The organism is Pirellulales bacterium, from assembly GCA_033762255.1.
In the GTDB taxonomy this organism is placed as follows: Bacteria; Planctomycetota; Planctomycetia; order Pirellulales; family JALHPA01; genus JANRLT01.
Window position 1 is genome coordinate 180,514 of the sequence record JANRLT010000007.1, and the last position, 15,876, is coordinate 196,389.

General features: G+C 56.9%; 17 protein-coding genes. 7 read left to right on the top strand and 10 right to left on the bottom strand.

Annotated features, from left to right (window positions below):
- Positions 1-7: 7 nt before the first annotated feature.
- From SFX18_01890 to SFX18_01900, 3 genes are all read right to left on the bottom strand, one after another.
- Positions 8-1,270: an FAD-dependent oxidoreductase gene (locus tag SFX18_01890; GenBank protein MDX1961873.1), complete on the bottom strand. Its 1,263-nt coding sequence runs from the start codon at positions 1,268-1,270 to the stop codon at positions 8-10.
- Positions 1,271-1,331: 61 nt separating this feature from the next.
- Complete coding sequence (locus tag SFX18_01895; GenBank protein MDX1961874.1) at positions 1,332-2,375, bottom strand: proline racemase family protein; 1,044 nt, start codon at positions 2,373-2,375, stop codon at positions 1,332-1,334.
- A gap of 214 nt (positions 2,376-2,589) precedes the next feature.
- Positions 2,590-2,964, bottom strand: coding sequence for a calmodulin-binding protein (locus SFX18_01900; GenBank protein MDX1961875.1), 375 nt, complete (start codon positions 2,962-2,964; stop codon positions 2,590-2,592).
- 480 nt (positions 2,965-3,444) lie between these two features.
- Between SFX18_01900 and dgt the strand changes: the two genes are divergently transcribed.
- Positions 3,445-4,620 (top strand): dNTP triphosphohydrolase, encoded by a 1,176-nt coding sequence (dgt, locus tag SFX18_01905; GenBank protein MDX1961876.1) that lies wholly within the window; start codon positions 3,445-3,447, stop codon positions 4,618-4,620.
- A gap of 110 nt (positions 4,621-4,730) precedes the next feature.
- Here dgt and SFX18_01910 read toward each other — a convergent pair whose 3' ends face one another.
- Both SFX18_01910 and SFX18_01915 read right to left on the bottom strand, forming a co-directional pair.
- Positions 4,731-5,012 carry a winged helix-turn-helix transcriptional regulator gene (locus SFX18_01910; GenBank protein ID MDX1961877.1) on the bottom strand — a complete coding sequence of 94 codons (282 nt, stop codon included), beginning with the start codon at positions 5,010-5,012 and terminating at the stop codon, positions 4,731-4,733.
- A 171-nt stretch (positions 5,013-5,183) separates the two neighbouring features.
- Positions 5,184-5,735 (bottom strand): hypothetical protein, encoded by a 552-nt coding sequence (locus SFX18_01915; GenBank protein ID MDX1961878.1) that lies wholly within the window; start codon positions 5,733-5,735, stop codon positions 5,184-5,186.
- Positions 5,736-6,098: 363 nt separating this feature from the next.
- Between SFX18_01915 and SFX18_01920 the strand changes: the two genes are divergently transcribed.
- From SFX18_01920 to SFX18_01930, 3 genes are all read left to right on the top strand, one after another.
- Complete coding sequence (locus SFX18_01920; protein ID MDX1961879.1) at positions 6,099-6,404, top strand: hypothetical protein; 306 nt, start codon at positions 6,099-6,101, stop codon at positions 6,402-6,404.
- Between the two features lie 125 nt (positions 6,405-6,529).
- Positions 6,530-7,333 (top strand): hypothetical protein, encoded by an 804-nt coding sequence (locus tag SFX18_01925; GenBank protein MDX1961880.1) that lies wholly within the window; start codon positions 6,530-6,532, stop codon positions 7,331-7,333.
- Between the two features lie 304 nt (positions 7,334-7,637).
- Positions 7,638-7,823, top strand: coding sequence for a hypothetical protein (locus SFX18_01930; protein MDX1961881.1), 186 nt, complete (start codon positions 7,638-7,640; stop codon positions 7,821-7,823).
- A gap of 107 nt (positions 7,824-7,930) precedes the next feature.
- Here the strand turns inward: SFX18_01930 and SFX18_01935 are convergent, their stop codons facing one another.
- The 3 genes from SFX18_01935 to SFX18_01945 all read right to left on the bottom strand — a co-directional run bounded on the left by SFX18_01935 (position 7,931) and on the right by SFX18_01945 (position 11,444).
- Positions 7,931-9,160 carry a DUF1207 domain-containing protein gene (locus SFX18_01935; protein ID MDX1961882.1) on the bottom strand — a complete coding sequence of 410 codons (1,230 nt, stop codon included), beginning with the start codon at positions 9,158-9,160 and terminating at the stop codon, positions 7,931-7,933.
- Between the two features lie 179 nt (positions 9,161-9,339).
- Positions 9,340-10,356, bottom strand: coding sequence for a deoxyribonuclease IV (locus SFX18_01940; protein ID MDX1961883.1), 1,017 nt, complete (start codon positions 10,354-10,356; stop codon positions 9,340-9,342).
- Between the two features lie 176 nt (positions 10,357-10,532).
- Positions 10,533-11,444: an alpha/beta hydrolase gene (locus SFX18_01945; protein ID MDX1961884.1), complete on the bottom strand. Its 912-nt coding sequence runs from the start codon at positions 11,442-11,444 to the stop codon at positions 10,533-10,535.
- A gap of 260 nt (positions 11,445-11,704) precedes the next feature.
- Between SFX18_01945 and SFX18_01950 the strand changes: the two genes are divergently transcribed.
- On the top strand, positions 11,705-12,088 hold the full coding sequence (locus tag SFX18_01950; protein MDX1961885.1) for a 4a-hydroxytetrahydrobiopterin dehydratase: 384 nt from the start codon (positions 11,705-11,707) through the stop codon (positions 12,086-12,088).
- A gap of 36 nt (positions 12,089-12,124) precedes the next feature.
- Here the strand turns inward: SFX18_01950 and SFX18_01955 are convergent, their stop codons facing one another.
- Entirely contained in the window at positions 12,125-12,568 is a 444-nt protein-coding gene (locus tag SFX18_01955) for a response regulator (GenBank protein MDX1961886.1), read from the bottom strand.
- A 276-nt stretch (positions 12,569-12,844) separates the two neighbouring features.
- Between SFX18_01955 and SFX18_01960 the strand changes: the two genes are divergently transcribed.
- Positions 12,845-13,180, top strand: coding sequence for an Hpt domain-containing protein (locus tag SFX18_01960; protein ID MDX1961887.1), 336 nt, complete (start codon positions 12,845-12,847; stop codon positions 13,178-13,180).
- 122 nt (positions 13,181-13,302) lie between these two features.
- Here SFX18_01960 and pgk read toward each other — a convergent pair whose 3' ends face one another.
- Positions 13,303-14,697 (bottom strand): phosphoglycerate kinase, encoded by a 1,395-nt coding sequence (pgk, locus tag SFX18_01965; protein MDX1961888.1) that lies wholly within the window; start codon positions 14,695-14,697, stop codon positions 13,303-13,305.
- A 668-nt stretch (positions 14,698-15,365) separates the two neighbouring features.
- Here pgk and SFX18_01970 point away from each other — a divergent pair.
- Positions 15,366-15,626: a hypothetical protein gene (locus tag SFX18_01970; protein ID MDX1961889.1), complete on the top strand. Its 261-nt coding sequence runs from the start codon at positions 15,366-15,368 to the stop codon at positions 15,624-15,626.
- The last annotated feature ends 250 nt before the right edge of the window (positions 15,627-15,876 follow it).

Genomic DNA, 15,876 nt, shown 5'->3' on the forward strand with positions numbered 1-15,876 from the left:
ACCGACATCAGATCGTTTGAAACCGCGCCAGTCGATACGGCCGGGGATTGATATGCGGCTGGCGGCCGGTGATCAGTTCCATCGCCAGTTTGCCCGTGGCGGGGGCCATGCTCAGGCCCAGCATGTTGTGCCCGGCGGCAATCAGGCAATTTTCATAGAGGGGCGTGCGATCGATAATGGGCCTACTGTCCCAGGTCAGGGGCCGCCAACCGAACCATTTTTCGACGACTGGTTCGCAATAAGGCTCATGCAGGTAGTCCCGCGCGCCTCCCCGCAGTAGTTCCAGCCGCTCCGGATGCAAAGTGGCGTCGTACCCGGCCAGTTCCATGATCGACCCCAGCCGATACCCGCTTTGCCACGGTGTGACCGCCACGCGATGTTCCGGAAACAACAGCGGATGCGTGGGGCAAATCCGGGGCCGCGACATTGTTAATGAATAACCCTTACCCGGTTGAATGGGAACCTTGCAACCTAGGTGCTCTTGCAAAAACGGCGTAAGCGCACCGGCGGCGACGACCACGTGATCGGCGGCAAATTCCCCGCGCGATGTCTGGACCGCGGCGACCCGCTCATTTCTGGCGATAAAGCCGCGGAATTCGCATTGCTCGAGGATTTCCACCCCCGCTCCGCGCAGCTTTTCTTTCCAATTTGCCATGAGGCGATCCGGGCGCAGATGGGCGTCTTGCTCATAAAACCAGGCTCCCGCCAAACCTGGCTTGAGCGCCGGTTCCATCACGGCTAGCTCGTCCGGTTCGATCCGGCGATGCCCGGCGTCCAGCACCTCGGTCAGCAGGCGGTTGACCTCGCCAAATTTTTCAAAGGCCCCCCGCGTGCGATAGACAAACAGGCCCCCCCGCTTTTGCCAATCACAGTCAAAGCCTTCGCTTTCCAGCATTTGCTCGTACAACCCGCGCGAAGAGTTAAGCAGCGCCTGAATGGCGATCGCGCTTTCGATCATATCCTGGTGATTGCATCGCAGGCCAAATTGCACCAGCCATTGCCACAAATCCCAGCTCCAGCGGGGCTTGATCATCAGGGGGGCATTTGCGGCAAACATGGCGGAAAGTCCCAGGCCCAAGACACCGGGCTCGGCCAGCGGCAGCACATGGCTGGGCGAGATCAGCCCGCAGTTGGCATGGGAGCAAGCCGCGCCAAAGCGGTCTTTTTCGACCACGGTGACCCGTAGACCCGCCCGAACCAAATGATGCGCGCATGCCGCGCCAACGACCCCGCCACCGACAATCACAACCTGCTTCACCGCGGAAACCATAAGCTATTCATTAAAAGTGTCGGCTCATTCAGCCACTGCCAAAAATACAATCGCCACCGCTTTAGAGGCCCCAACAAAACGGGTCCTCCGGGTCCAGCACCAACGTCGCCGCGCTGGTGACATAGGCCGCACCGGTAATCCTAGGCAGGATCATTGGTTTGCCAATATCCGGCCAGGATGTCAGACCCGGCGGGATATGACTCGGTGCTGGGGATGAATGTTCCCGCGCTGCCTCATGCCGCGTTGCTTCGAGCTTAGCAGATTCCCCCTCCCAGCGATATTCCCCAGAAAATACCGTCCCCAGGATGCTTTCTTGCCGCCAGGGTTGTCCCGCCGCCAGTTTGCCCCGCGCCGCCAGGCAGGCCAGTTTAGCGCTGGTCCCCGTGCCACAGGGGGAACGGTCGTATTCGCCGCCGGGACACAACACAAAGTTGCGACTATTGTTGGCCGGATTGACCGGCGGCCCAAATAGCTCAATATGGTCGATCTCGGCCCCGTCATCCCCCGTGATTCCACTCGCGGCCAGAGCCCGCCGCACACGCAGGCAATACTCTGTCAAATCGGCGGTGTTGGCCAGCTCCAACCGCTGGCCATGCTGTTCGATCAAATAAAACCAATTTCCCCCCCAGGCCACATCACCCATCACGGCGCCGATTCCCGGCACGTCCACCGCGACATCCCGCGCGTGGCAATAACTGGGAACATTGGTTAGTGTCACGCGCTTATCAGTGTGATACATCACACCCACCTCACCCACGGGCGTGTCAAATTTCCATTCCCCGGGCGTGATCTGACCCAAGTGTGCCAGTGCCGCGACCACGCCGATCAGCCCGTGGCCGCACATGCCCAGGTAGCCGACATTATTAAAGAAAATAACACCGTGGGTGCAGGCGGGATTGTGTGGAGGGACCAGCCAGGCCCCGACCAGCACGGGCCAGCCGCGGGGCTCATGAATGAGAGCCCGGCGATACTGGTCAAGGTTTGCGCGCACCTGCGCGACGCGGCTGGACAAGGGGCCAACGCCAAGCTCCGGCCCGCCGGCATAAACCACGCGGGTGGGCTCGCCCGCGGTATGGGTGTCGAGATATTGCAGGGTTGGATGCATGGGGGGCGTATATGTTTTGCTGTCGAAATATAGAGTTGAAAACAAAAAATTGCTGCTAGAAGCATTTTAGTAGATATCCTCTCCCCCACAAACGACCGCAGGGGACCCATTTTGGCGGGTCCCCTGCGAGTGTTCTCTTAAATCACTAAATAAGCTGGGGGTGGGTGGGGGCGAGCCTTGTCGAGCCACCCGCGAAATTGATCCAGCCAACCGACTAAAACTGGTCCAGGATAAAGTGATGGCCGCTGTGGTATTTGCCGCCGCCTGGAGGCCCATGATAGGTGTGGATGTAGCGGTTCCAAGTGGCCCCTTCGGGGAACATGTTATGCCATTGGCGGTTGTACACCGGCACTCGCATTTCCGGGGGATACCGAAAGTACAAACTCTCGGAGCTTTTGTAGTATTCCTTCGAATAGTAATTCTGAGGGTAATACACGTAGGGATAGTGGTAAAACCGATCCCAATCCTGGCTATTGTATGTATGGGCCCATTGGCGACCGAACGCCTGTTGGGCGGAACATTCGCTGGGACCGGCAAAGGCCCAGGCGGCGGCGGTCAACGCCACGAGGATCAAGCAGCGACGCAACATGAAAACGACTCCTGGGAAAAATCGACGGGCACAGCGGTCGCGAGGTCCTCGTTTCCGCTATGCAGGTCATCGACTATCGCTAAGACCGGTATGCAGCGAAGATTCGTTACGAAGGGCACATTTTTCCAAAGGAATGTCAAGGCGTGCCGCCCAGGTGAACTGTGCGGACAGGCAAGAGTGGCGGGACTTTTCCGGCGGGGTAAGCGCCGTAAAGTTTGTCGCCAAAAAACGTGCTAGCACGCAAGTGTCCCTACCTCCCATCTCTCGACCCGCGCCTCTCGTTCCGCCGATACCATCGGCGGCTTTGTATTTCTGTTCCCCCCTCTCCCCAGCACCCCAGCTCCCCCACACTCCGCCTCCCGTCTCCAGCTCCGCCAACTCCACCGGCGGCTTTGTGCGATAGCCAAAATACCACCACGAGCTATAAAATTGACTTGACTAATAGGATAGCGAGCAACCTGACAGCATCAACCGAATTTCATGGGCCAACTTTCCCAATCATCCGAAAGTGCTAGCACGCCAGACTGGCTTTTAGCGCGTGAGGCGGCGCTCTTGGCTCCTTACGCGATGGCAAGCGCACACAGTCGGGGACGGGTCCACCCAGAACCTCCCCATCTTTATCGCGGGCCGTTTCAGCGGGACCGCGACCGCATTTTGCATTGCGCCGCGTTTCGGCGTTTGGCCCAAAAAACGCAGGTTTTTACTGGTCATGGACTAGGGGATTACCACCGCACACGGTTGACACACACGCTGGAGGGGACTTCTATTGCGCGGACGATTGGCCGCGTCCTGCGCTTAAATGAGGACTTGATCGAAGCCCTGATGCTGTTGCATGACATTGGACATCCCCCCTTTGGTCACGCCGGAGAGGATGCACTGGACGACTGCCTGGCCGGGCAGGGGGGCTTTGACCATAACGCGCAGGCCTTGCGGATTGTCACGCTACTAGCCCAGCGGACACCGCGGTATCCGGGGCTAAACCTGAGCCAGGAAGTGCTGGCGGGACAGGCCCGCCGCGTCAAAAACTCTGTGGCCAATCCGTTAGCCGGGCAATCCGGGTTGCTAGCTAGGATAGCAACCGTGGAAGCGGACGTGGTCGATGCGGCCGACAGCATCGCCTATGATTCGCACGACCCGGACGATGCCCTGCATTATGGGTTGATTTCTCTCGCTGAACTGAATGAAGTGCCGCTCTGGGCGTTGGCCGCGCGGCAAGTTCGCGCTCGGCACGCCAACTTGGATAATCGAGAGTTGCGCCAGGCCGTCGTGCATGAACTTATCAATCTCCAAGTCGTCGATTTGATCCAAACCAGTCAGGCGCGCTTGGGGGGAGCAGATGTCACCGCGACCGACGCGGCCACAAGCGGCTCCGGGGTTATTGGCATGAGTAGCGAGCTGACCGAATTATGCCTGGGATTAGAGCGGTTTTTATACGAACGCGTGTATCGGCATCCACAGCTACTGTCCGCGCGCAGTCAGTTCGAAGCGCAGTTGCGGACGCTGTTTGCGGTGTATCTGGCCGAGCCCGAATTATTGCCGCCAAAATTTCAAATTTGGGCGGGGACCTTTGGCCTGCCCCGGGCCATCGGGGATTACATCGCCGGCATGACGGACCGATTCGCGCTGGCCGAGCACGGAAGGCTGAGTGGGGGGTAAGGGGCATTCCTTAAAAAGCCGTGTATTATTGGACAACTCCTGAGTTCTTTTGGCTCGCGGACCAAACTATACACAACTTGGTTAACGGGCTAAAGCCCGTACTATTTTATTTAGGGCAAAGTCGATACTCCCCCCCGCACCGCGCAGACCACACAGGGCAGGTACACCATGCCGCCACAGCCGCGGCAGCGCACCGGGGGGGCGGTCGGTTGCAGGGCCAAGTGCTCGGCGCGGCGGACGGCGGGATTGTGCAACCGCTCGGTCCGCTTGCGCAGCGCGATCGCCAGCACGGTTCCTCGGCTAATGCCCAGCCGCGCGGCGATGGCCCGCTGCGAGTAGCCACCGTCAGCTAATAAAATTTCCACCTCGCGGACGATTCCTGGCTTGAGCATGGTTGGTAAATTCAGATTTAAGATTTCAGAGTGTAGGCACGGAACGAACTCGCGTCGCGGCTAACCCTAATTTGCCGCGTCTCTCGTCTCCCGCCTCCCGTTCCGCCGATACCATCGGCGGCTTTGTATTCCCTGTTCCCTACCCCTCATCCCTGTTCCCTATTCCCTCGCTCAGTCCCAGGTGTCGCCTTCCGGTAGCCAATAATCGCACTCTTCGGGCAGGGATTCTTCGGGTTCTTCCCAGTCCTCCTCAATCCAGGCCAGCGCGGCGGTGCGCGCGTAACCCGCGGCGGCCGACCCATAGTCGGCATCATTCGCGCTATAAGCTTCCTCATCGTCCACGGTTTCTTCCCATTCATCATCAAACTCGTCTTCCCGCGGCGTGGATTCGGTTCCCGGCTCATCCTCTTCCGCAACGGTGGCTGTTACTGCGGGGCTGCGGCTTACTTTGCCCACCGCGTACTCGGGGGCAGGGGGGGCGGCGCCTAGCAGCAGCCATATCAGGCGCTCCCCCAGCGGCCAGGCGGGAGGAACGATTTCCCAAGAATTTGGCCATGGAGCGGCATCCGCGCCAAAAGTCGCGCGGGAAGGGGCCGCGAAAGGACAAAGGGGGGACAGATCCTGCCGTCTCCCCCTGGTCAGAGGCGGACAGGCGGGAACAGCCAGGGCAACCAAATGATTAGCAGCAGGGGTTCGCCGACCAAGAGGAACAGACAGCGCCATAAAAACCTCGTGGAAAAAATGCCGGGAGAGAAAACAAAAGAATAGTGTACATTGGTACACAATACCCTGGCACAATTTCAAGCGCGGCGGGCAAATTTTTTACAGGTTTTATGCTCCAACGGAGGGGTAGAAGGCGGGTGATCGACGGTAAACTTCTGCCGTTTCACGCTTTACACGCGGAAGTCGCTGGCGGGAACCCCCGCTGGTCGGTAAAATAAATTTTGATCCTCAGTCCCGGCCCGGCTAAAACAAGACCCTTGCGGTCGTTTTATCCTGGGCCTTAGGATTGCGACAACCATTACCAGCTTGGCCAGAGGTTCAGGCCAGGACGATTTGCATTTTTTACCGACAGGTGTGGAAATTATGGCCAGACGGGTTGTAAATCGAAAGGAATTGCGGGCGGAAAACGACGCGGCGGAAGCCCTGGAAGGGGAAGCTGGCGCCACCAAAGCCAAAAAAGCTAAAAAGGCCCCCGCCAAAAAAGCCAAGAAAGTGCCCAAGGAAGTGCGTTTGAAGGCATTTTGGGGGGTGTTCAATCAATCGATGAAGCGCGTGGCGCTGTTTGAGTATGCCGAGCTAAAAAAAGCCGAGAAAAAGGCGGAGGAACTCTCGACCAGCGCAAAGACGCCGCATTTTGTCCAAAAAGTTAAGGAAGTCATTGAGGAGTAGCCAATCCCTTCGTATCGTGGAACGTAGAGAGCGCGAAAAGGATAAGTTGCGGGCCGGGGGGATGTCTGAACTAAACCGTTAAGCGTCAATTTTGTTTCTGGGTGGATCGGGCAAGAGGTGGAATTATGCGCTTGAATTTGTGGATGATGGCATTACTATGCGCCGCATTGTGCCTGCCGGGCTGTGGCGAGGAAACCACAACCGTCAAAAAAGTCGACAAATTTCCGGCCTCGGTCACACCGGCGGAGTTGGATGATTCCAAGGCCAACGTCTCGATCGCGGGGGGCTTCCTCAAAGTCGGTTTTCCCAAGGATTGGAATGAAACCCTAAATAAGAAAAAGGAATTTGCGATCATCATGCGTCCGGCCAACGCCAGCAGAAATCCCACGCTGGCCATTCTGGATTTTTCCGAGAACTCCCCCTTTGACGAAGTGACTGACGCCAACAAGCAAGAGTTTCTCGACTATGTCAAAAAGATGCCCTACTTTGGCAAGTTTAAGGGGCACAAAATCGTGCAGCCCCACAAGCTGATCAAGCTGGGGGATCGGTATGGCGTCTTGTTTCGAGTAAACCACGCCGCCAAGACCACCACCGAAATTGTCTATTTGGCGACCGCCGAAAAGAAAAAGCTGTATCTGGTCGAGCTGCGGGCGGACGAAAACCAATCCCCCAAGAACTGGCCCGCCATGGTCGCGCTGTTTAACTCAATGGCTATTTCGGACACCCCGGGGGGAAATACGGACAACATCGACTTTAGCGTGGTGGCCGACAGTGCCGAGCCTTCCTTTGACGAGGATGGCGAAATGCCGGCCAAGGGGGCGGGGGATAAATCGGATAAAAGCTCCGACGAGCCGAGCTTTGACGAAGGGGACGACACACCCAAAAAGAAAACCGATAAACCGGGGGACGAGCCCAAGTTTGATGAGTAAGGGGGTATGCTTTTTTATGCATTGACGGGGACACACAGTTCAGAATTCGCAAATTCAGCCACGGATGAACACCGATTTGAACGGATGTTTATGAATACAGCAGCGATCAAAAAATACACTTTATCCGTGTTTGATCCGTGCCTATCCGTGGCTGAATGGAATAGCTGCTTCTAACCAGCACGCCCTGTTGCCATTCCCCTTACCGCCATTTACAATCGGGACATTCGCGGGATGGCCGGTCCCGGCCCCCGTTAACGCCACACCACGACCCCGATTTTCTATTTTTGACACGCCCGAGAGTGCTATGGACGAAGCGACAAAAAATATGGTGCTGATCCCCGTTTGCGTGGGCAGTATCACGGTGATGATTTTGCAGTTTGCGATCAACTACACTAATTTTTCTTATGGCATGTTGGCGGTTAATCTGCTGATCGGCGCGGCGGTCGGCGGCGCGGTCTTTGGAGCGCTCTTTTTTATGAATAAGCGGTAAGCGCGCCTCTGCCAGTCCCGCCAGCGGTATCATCAAAGGCGACCTAAACGCGCGCGGATTGATTTGTCATTTCGTTCTTGCACGCCGGTTGCGGCACATGGTCCCTTCTAAAAATCATACCACAGGCCCAGGCCCAGTTTTTCTTCAAAGAGATTCCAAAACTGGTATTGGTCGCTCAGGCCATTAAAGTACTCAAAGCCCACGCGAAATAGCCGCGCGCTCGGTCCATCCCGCCAGGCCCAGCCGACTTGTGTGACAAAATTGCCGCTGTAGTTGACTTCCTCGCGCAAGTGACCGTGCAAGGCCACAAAGGGGGCGCCGCGGGGGCCGGTGGGGACCGCCGGGGCGTATTCCCAACCCAACTGCATTTCCCACTCCCCCGACACATCCGTAAAAAACGCCCAGCCCACTTCGGCGTAAATGCGATGTTCCGGCGTGTAATAATACGATTGGCCAAAGATCAGCACATCGCGGGCGTAGTTATAACGTGGCACGCTGGGAAAAGTCAGCATGTGCTCATCGCCCAGGTGGGAGCTCAGGTGATAATAGCCCATTTTGGTTTTCCAGGGACCGACCCCATAGGTGATCGGCAGTCCCGCGCGAAAATCGACCGAGACTAAATTCATATCATGCATAAAATCGAGCCGGGGAAGGGCTGCCCCTTCCAGGTCGATTTGCCAGCCTTCGGGAAAATAGGCGTCAGTGTTGCCATACCGCCACAGGCCAACCCGCCCCCCCAGCGTGATATCCCACAACCAGCCGTAATCTTTTTCATGAAAAAAGAAGCCGCGAAACCGCGATTCGCGATCGCCCGCCAGATATGAACGATAGATCAGACCTTCGGGGAGCCATTGGACGGACCAAGGTTCCTCCCCCTGGGAACCATTGTCGCCATTTACCCCGGCGGGCTCGCCGGCGGATGCTGCCAGCGGATCACTTTGCGGTTGATCCAGGGACCAATTGTCGGACTCGGCGCTGATGGGCCGCCAGCCGTTGCGCGGCAGAACCGCCGCCGCGGCGGCATTTTGCGCGGCGGATCGTTCGCCTCCGCCGTCAAATTGCGAAGGAAAATGACTCTTGAGCAGGCTTGGCTCCGCTGGTTGGGGCTGGCCAGCGGCTTGCCAATATTCGGTTTGACTTTGCTGATTGGCACCAGTCGGATCCGTTACCAACGGCGGAGGCCCGGACAGATTGGCCGGGCTGGCCGAGACCGGGGACGCGGAAAGGGAATTGCCCGGGGGTAGGCTTTGCGCTGGCAATAAGGTGCAGCAAAGTCCCGGCGCAAAAACCCAGCTCCAACGCCAGATTTTTCGCAGTGATGGCTTCGTCGGTTGCAAAACAGGTTGACTCCCTGTGGGCACAAAAGGGGCGCAATCCAGCGCGCGGACCGCAGCCGGGGCTTTGTATTTTTGAGGGCAAAGTATGCAGACCCTTGCCAGTTCCACCAAGAGCAGTTCAGATTAACCGCCGGCACTCCGCCATTCTGTCCCACGGGCGCGGGGTAGACCCGGCGCCGCTAGCGGATTTTGCCCGGCGAACGCCGAGTGCGGGATCGCGCCCCGGGCGCGCTCTGTTCCACTGTAGGCAAGATATCTGTAGGCAAGATATCGGCGGTAGACGCGCCTTTCTGTAGCACGCCAGTCCGTGCCGACTTTACGCCAGCATGATTTACGGAATTCGCCAATTCCCTTAAAACACCCAAGTTCCCCCGATCCAGCTCCAAACCCTCTTTACTACCCATCCCCTTGGGCGTTTCCAGATACATGGGTATGTGGGCAAATCGTGGATCTGTTAGTAAATTGCGGAAGCCCGCCAGCCCTATCTCACCTTGGCCGATGTGTTCGTGCCGATCCACGCGGCTACCCAATCCTTTTTTGCTATCATTCAAATGAAAGGCCTTGATCCGGGACAAACCAATCAACCTGTCAAACTGGGTAAAGGTCTCGGCATAGTCTACGGGATTGGCAAGGGGATAACCCGCGGCAAAAATATGGCAAGTGTCCACGCATACGCCCAACCGATCGGGTTGACGGACCCCCGCCAAAATTTCGGCCAGATGCTCAAAGCGGTGGCCCAGGTTGGTCCCTTGACCGGCGGTTGTTTCTAGCAACGTGATTGTGGACAAGTCTGGCGCGGCGGCATGGATTTTATCCAGGGCGGCGATGACGCGGGCCAGTCCGACCGCTTCGCTGGTCGTAGTGAATGACCCGGGATGCATGACCACATACGGAATGCCCAAAAGCTGCGCCCGCAGCAATTCCTCGGTAAAGGCGTCGATTGATTTTTGCCACAGGGCGTCATCCGGCGCTGCCAAATTGATTAGGTACGAATCATGCGCAATGGGGTGCGTGATGCGCAGTTCCGCCAGCTTATCGCGAAACCGAGTCGCGTCGTCGTGCGTGATGGGTTTGCCGCGCCACTGGTTATTGTTTTTTGTAAAGAGCTGCACACATTGGCAACCACACGCGTGCGCGATCTCGACAGCGCGATAATACCCGCCCGAGATTGACTGATGCGCGCCAAGGAGAGGCATAGTAGGACGAAGTAACGGGAGGAGGGGTGAGAACGCCAGCAGGCTCTAACCACAAAGCCGCCGATGGCATTGGCGAAATAGTGTTCCGCGTCGGGGGTGAACGCGAAAATCCGCAAAAGTTATTAACCCCATGTCCGCGACCAGTTCTCTTCATTGAGTATCCTTACACGGCCGGCTTATTTTTCCAGCAGTTTTCTCGCCCGCAGCCAGTCTTCGGCCCGGTCGGTCCAGGTACTAATGGGCAGCTCGCTTTTACGCAAGCCGTAGCCATGCCCACCGGATTGATAAATGTGCATTTCGACGGGAATATTCTTTTGCTTCAGCGCGGCGTACAGCATCACACTGCTGAGCGGCGTCACTGGATCATCGGTGGTGTGAACCATAAAAAACGGGGGAGTCGCCTCGCCCAGGGGGACATCCGCGGTGATCAACTGGGTGGGGTTGTCCTTTTCGACCAGATAAGCCGGGTAGATAAGCATGACAAAGTCCGGTCGGCAGCTTTGCTGGTCGCTGTGATCCACCGCGTCGTAGCTGCGCTTTTCAAATTGGGTGCCGGTTTTGGCCGTAAGGTTGCCCCCGGCGGAAAAACCCAGCATGCCGATCCGTTGCGGATCGATGCCCCACTCCTTTGCGTTGGCGCGGGTCAGGCTAATCGCCCGCTGCGCATCCATCAATGGCAAACGGTTGGTAGGGTCATCGGCCCGCTTGGGGACGCGGTACTTGAGCACAATGCCGGTCACCCCGATCGAATTGAACCATTTGGCGACTTCCGTCCCCTCCAGATCCCAGGCCAAAATATTGTACCCTCCGCCCGGGGCAATCACCACCGCCGCGCCGGTGTCCCGATCCGCGGCGGGGCGATAGATCGTCAGCGTGGGTTGGCTGACATTGGTCAGGCGCTGGACGTCAGACTTTTCGTTGGGCTTGGCTTCGAGGAATTTTTCCGGAGCAAGCTCGGTCGTTTCGCCGGGGGCCTTTTCCGGCCACAAGTTGACGATGATCGGCTCGGCGGCAAACAGCAATCCACTCCCCCCTTGCCAACAGAGGGCGGCAACGGCAATCAACAAAACGCGCGCGGACACATGCATGGGAAACAATCTCCGGCTAAAAGCACAAACCATCAGTTGGACAAGCCCCCGTGGGAAACTACGTGCTTAGCATAACGCCTGGCGCAAAGGAGAGCAAATCGGGCGGGGGAACATGTTATTACATACTCGAGATAATAAGTTTCTCAAAATCGTTCCCCGCCGCGCTTGATTTTATCTCCTCTCCATCGCAAAAATGCCCGTAGTTCCACAAAAAACTAGCTCGCGCGGAAAGTCTTTACCCCCCCAAGACAGGAATTGCCATGACTGAAATCGCCTGCGATCTCACACCCGCCCAATTAACGGCCAAGAAGTGTGTTCCCTGCGAAGGGGGCATCCCCAAATTCACCCCCGAGCAAGCCGCGCGGCAACTCACCCAACTAGACGGCTGGCGGCTCACCGCGGATGGTCAGCGGCTGGCCAAAGAATGGACGATGCGGAACTTTATGGCGGGGATGGAGTTTTTTCAGGCTGTCGCCCAACTGGCCGAGGCGGAAGGGCACCACCCGGATTTACATCTGACCCGTTACCGCCAGGCGCGCATCGAAATTTACACCCATGCGATTGGCGGACTGAGTGAAAATGATTTTATTTTAGCGGCAAAGATCGATGCGCTGCCGCTAGCGAGTAACGCGAGCGCATCATAGCTCTTCGCGCGGCGCGGCCTTGCGCGGATGCGTGGGTCAAACGCGGCTTAGCTCCGCCGCGGCGCGCAGCTCCTTTAGCTCCTCCAGCGACGTCCACCAACAATCCAGCTTGGCCACTGCTTGGTCCAGCGCCGCGGTTAAGCGCGCTAGATCGGCCACGGGCTTAAAGAAACAAGCCTCCGCCCCTAGTTGTTGCAGCTCCATCGCGTTGGCCAAGCTGATTAAGTCTGTCACCATGATCACGGGGAGTCCGCCGTCATAGCTCTTCATGCGCGGCAGCAACTCCTGTCCCGAGATATACGGCATATCATTATCCAGCAACACCAGCCGATATTTGCCGGTTTGCAGATGAGCCTCGGTCATGGTGGGATCATGCAACGGCACGGTGTCATAGCCCAGTGGCCGCAACCGTTCCTGCAGCACGGAGGCAAATTCTATATCGTCATCAATGTGCAAAACCAATGTGCGCGTCGACTGCATCGCGGCTGCCCCTTAAAATAAGAAAAGTGGCATGTGCGGCCCTTGCCCCGACGCATACCAATTAAATAATTATTGGATATTTTTATCTTATAATATAAATTGATTGTAAAACTGCGGCTAACCGCAAGAAACATCCGCTCAGCGATTTCGCCGTCTAATTTAAGCGTCAAGCGGCATTTGTCGCGCGGTATGGTTATTCCACACCTCTGTCCAAAAAATAACCTAAATTTGTAGTGAGCGGTTTTGTCACAAATTTCATTCTTTTTTGAGTCTTGTATGAACGCGGTCGTCTTGGAAAATCCAGTCGCGGAATTGCTGTTTTCTTCTTTGGCCAAAGATCCCGACCTGGGCGAGATTATCGAAATGTTTGTCGAGGCAATGCCAAGCCGTGTGCGCGACATGCAAAATCAATTTGACAATCAAGATTGGGACCAACTGGCCCGCCTGGCCCACCAACTAAAAGGGGCTGCCGGCAGTTACGGCTTTGACCAAATCACACCGTATGCCGCCCGCCTGGAAAAAGGGATCCGCAACGCCCTGCCGCAGCATGACATCCGTAAGTCGTATGAGGAACTCATCGATGTCTGTGGGCGGATCCGCATTGGCGGGTAAGGGGAGGTGAGTTGATAGTTGATAGTGGATAGTGGGAAGTGCTAAGCTTAGGGAAAATTGAGCCAACTAGCTCAGCCCCCCATCTGTAATTTTTAATTCTTAATTTGTAATTAATTTCGTAATTACCTCGCCAGCGCTTGCAAGTACGGCACCGGGTTGCTTCCCAGCGCGTTCAGCACCGTGCCGCCGGCGGTAAAGCAGTGGGTCACCCAGTCTGGCTGGCCGTATTTTTCCAGGGCTTTGCCCCCTTCGCCGCCGCCGACAAAGACCCGCACGCCGGCGTCCTTGAGCCTTTTGAGTTCGCTGACAAACTTGCGCGTCCCCTCTTCAAAGCGGGGATCCTCAAACATCCCAAACACGCCATTATGAAACGCCACGGGGCTGTTCTCCTTGCCCAGGCGCGCCTGATTCGCGGCCAAAAATTCGCCCACTTTTTCGCTAAAGAGCGCCGAGGATTTGGGCCCAATGTCAAATTGCTGTTCGCCGGGGCCGATGTTCTCGACCGCGCGGCCATCCTGCAGGATCGAATCGACCGGCAGCACAAAGGTGATCCCCTTGGCACGCCCCTCGGTCAGCATACGCTTGGCTTGCTCGACCCGTTCGACGGGAATAAAGTACGGCTGATCCGCATGGGCGGGGTCCTCCGCCACGCCAATGCTGACCGGCCGACCAGCCAGCTCGCCATCGGCCTTGCGCAGCGCCATGGCCAGCGACCCGGCGGCAAACACCCATTTGATGGTTCCCCGGTCGATCATCGCCTGCAGATCGTCCAGCTTGTCGATCTTTAATCCGCTAAAGACGACCAACTCCGCCAGTAGGCACTGCTGCATCGGCCCGTCAAACTCGCTTGCCACATAGCTCCCCAGGGCCACGCGGTCCATCGCCGCGGGCAGAATGGTGCTGCTGGTGTCCAGGCTGCCAGCGGAGAGTGCCTCGTTAACATACACCCGCGCGATCTTTTCCGCGACTTCGTTGGCCACCTTGGCCAGGGCCGGGGCCAGCTTTTCGGCGTCTTCCGCCGTGGCGTCCCACAGCACACGCTCGATCTTGTATTTACGCGAATTCTCCAAAACCAATATACTTCCCGGAGCCGCCACGGCAATCGTCGCCGTCACCGCCGGTAAGACCGTTTGCGTTGCTTCGTCCCACCAATCGCTGATCAACGTCACCTCGCAGTTCAGCAGTTCGCCCAGGCGTTTGGCCACGTCCTTGAGCGAGCCTTCAGGCTTGCGGCCGATATGGCCCATGATGATTTGCTTCCAGCCGCGGCTTTGGCCAAATTTGAGCGTCTCGACCATGCTGCGGAGCCGTTCGTCCCCCTCGCCGATGATCTTGCCCGGTTTGGCGTCAACATCCCCGCGGACCAGGACCGGCGTCCCGCTGGGAACATCGGCCAAACTGGCCAACCGCGGAATCGCGGCCAAATACTCGCCCAAGGCGCGCTTGGGCGTGTCGGGATTGGCATTGAGCAGGGTGAGGATGAGGTTTTTGGCCTGGGAGGTGGAGAGTGTTGGCATGATGGTAAATGACCGTTACGGGAAAATATGTGGGGAAATAGACTGTAAATTTAGCAAATCCGCTGGCCTCTTGGCAGGGGCGGGGTGGGTTGAAAATGTGACTGCTGTTTCATCCCGATATATTCTTTTCATTCCGCGATGATTTTTGCTATTTCTAGGACGGGTCAAGGCAATATGGGACTATTCCGGGTGAAAGATAGTTGTTTATTAAGGTTTAAGGGGAGTTGCTGCTGTGTGATCGAACGGCGGTTGGTTATCGTGGGCCAAAGGCCCAACCCATCCCAGCCTAGGGCAAGCGCAGCGTCGCCCTAGGATAATGGAAATGTAATAAATGGCAGGGCCAACGGCCCGATTCATCTAGGTTGTTTTAGGTAAACACCACAACGCTGAGCATGGATCAGAGTAAATGGGTAAACGCTTAAACTCCCCGCCCCCATCCGCTGCCCTGCTTAATACCGTTCCTGCGGTGATTTCCTCGATTAAAACTACACCGCGTAAGAATCAGTCAATCCCACCTGTGAAATCATTTCGCGCTAGCTAATCAATTCGTGATGGTGAATGCAAGGCAACTTCTAGTGTATTAAGAATTTGACAGGGTAAGATTGTGCGGATATTTTCAAAGTACGCAGATCACATAATGATTAGTTAATTGGCGAGGGGGTGATCATATGCCGCACGAGTGGTTTGAAGACGTAGTAAAGGGCGTGGGCGACGCCATTCCCGACGCGACTCGGGATTGGCGACCAGCCAACGCGATTGGCCTTGTATTCGCATTCTTCGCCGCTATCGGCGTGTTCTGGATGATGTTGACCATTTGCAGCGGCGAACAGATGCAGCCGGGTGGGTGGTGGGTCTGCGGCGTGTTGACTGCGGTCGGACTGGTCGGTGCCGCGATCTGCTTCTGGCTCGGCAGCGGCTCCGCGGAGTAAAGGCATAGCGAAGTAGGCGTCGTTAGAGCATTTAGAAATTGACATCGTGCGACCGTGCGGCTATTTTCAAAGTATTAACAACACATATTTATTGGTTCAGTGGCAGCAGGGTGGGACCTCGCGATAATGTCTCAGCGCGACCATATAATCGGGGCCGCATTGTTGTCTCTGACGCTGGGCGTAGCGGCCACCACGTTGCTTATGTGGGCTGATGCTGTGACTACGGCGGTCGGGCTTGCCATTGGGTTCG

Coding starts and splice junctions, on each gene's coding strand:
- SFX18_01940 (MDX1961883.1), bottom strand. CDS start 10,356: ATGCCTCTCCTTGGCGCGCATCAGTCAATCTCGGGCGGGTATTATCGC.
- dgt (MDX1961876.1), top strand. CDS start 3,445: ATGGGCCAACTTTCCCAATCATCCGAAAGTGCTAGCACGCCAGACTGG.
- SFX18_01890 (MDX1961873.1), bottom strand. CDS start 1,270: ATGGTTTCCGCGGTGAAGCAGGTTGTGATTGTCGGTGGCGGGGTCGTT.
- SFX18_01915 (MDX1961878.1), bottom strand. CDS start 5,735: ATGGCGCTGTCTGTTCCTCTTGGTCGGCGAACCCCTGCTGCTAATCAT.
- SFX18_01910 (MDX1961877.1), bottom strand. CDS start 5,012: ATGCTCAAGCCAGGAATCGTCCGCGAGGTGGAAATTTTATTAGCTGAC.
- SFX18_01970 (MDX1961889.1), top strand. CDS start 15,366: ATGCCGCACGAGTGGTTTGAAGACGTAGTAAAGGGCGTGGGCGACGCC.
- pgk (MDX1961888.1), bottom strand. CDS start 14,697: ATGCCAACACTCTCCACCTCCCAGGCCAAAAACCTCATCCTCACCCTG.
- SFX18_01895 (MDX1961874.1), bottom strand. CDS start 2,375: ATGCATCCAACCCTGCAATATCTCGACACCCATACCGCGGGCGAGCCC.
- SFX18_01950 (MDX1961885.1), top strand. CDS start 11,705: ATGACTGAAATCGCCTGCGATCTCACACCCGCCCAATTAACGGCCAAG.
- SFX18_01945 (MDX1961884.1), bottom strand. CDS start 11,444: ATGCATGTGTCCGCGCGCGTTTTGTTGATTGCCGTTGCCGCCCTCTGT.
- SFX18_01900 (MDX1961875.1), bottom strand. CDS start 2,964: ATGTTGCGTCGCTGCTTGATCCTCGTGGCGTTGACCGCCGCCGCCTGG.
- SFX18_01925 (MDX1961880.1), top strand. CDS start 6,530: ATGCGCTTGAATTTGTGGATGATGGCATTACTATGCGCCGCATTGTGC.
- SFX18_01960 (MDX1961887.1), top strand. CDS start 12,845: ATGAACGCGGTCGTCTTGGAAAATCCAGTCGCGGAATTGCTGTTTTCT.
- SFX18_01920 (MDX1961879.1), top strand. CDS start 6,099: ATGGCCAGACGGGTTGTAAATCGAAAGGAATTGCGGGCGGAAAACGAC.
- SFX18_01930 (MDX1961881.1), top strand. CDS start 7,638: ATGGACGAAGCGACAAAAAATATGGTGCTGATCCCCGTTTGCGTGGGC.
- SFX18_01955 (MDX1961886.1), bottom strand. CDS start 12,568: ATGCAGTCGACGCGCACATTGGTTTTGCACATTGATGACGATATAGAA.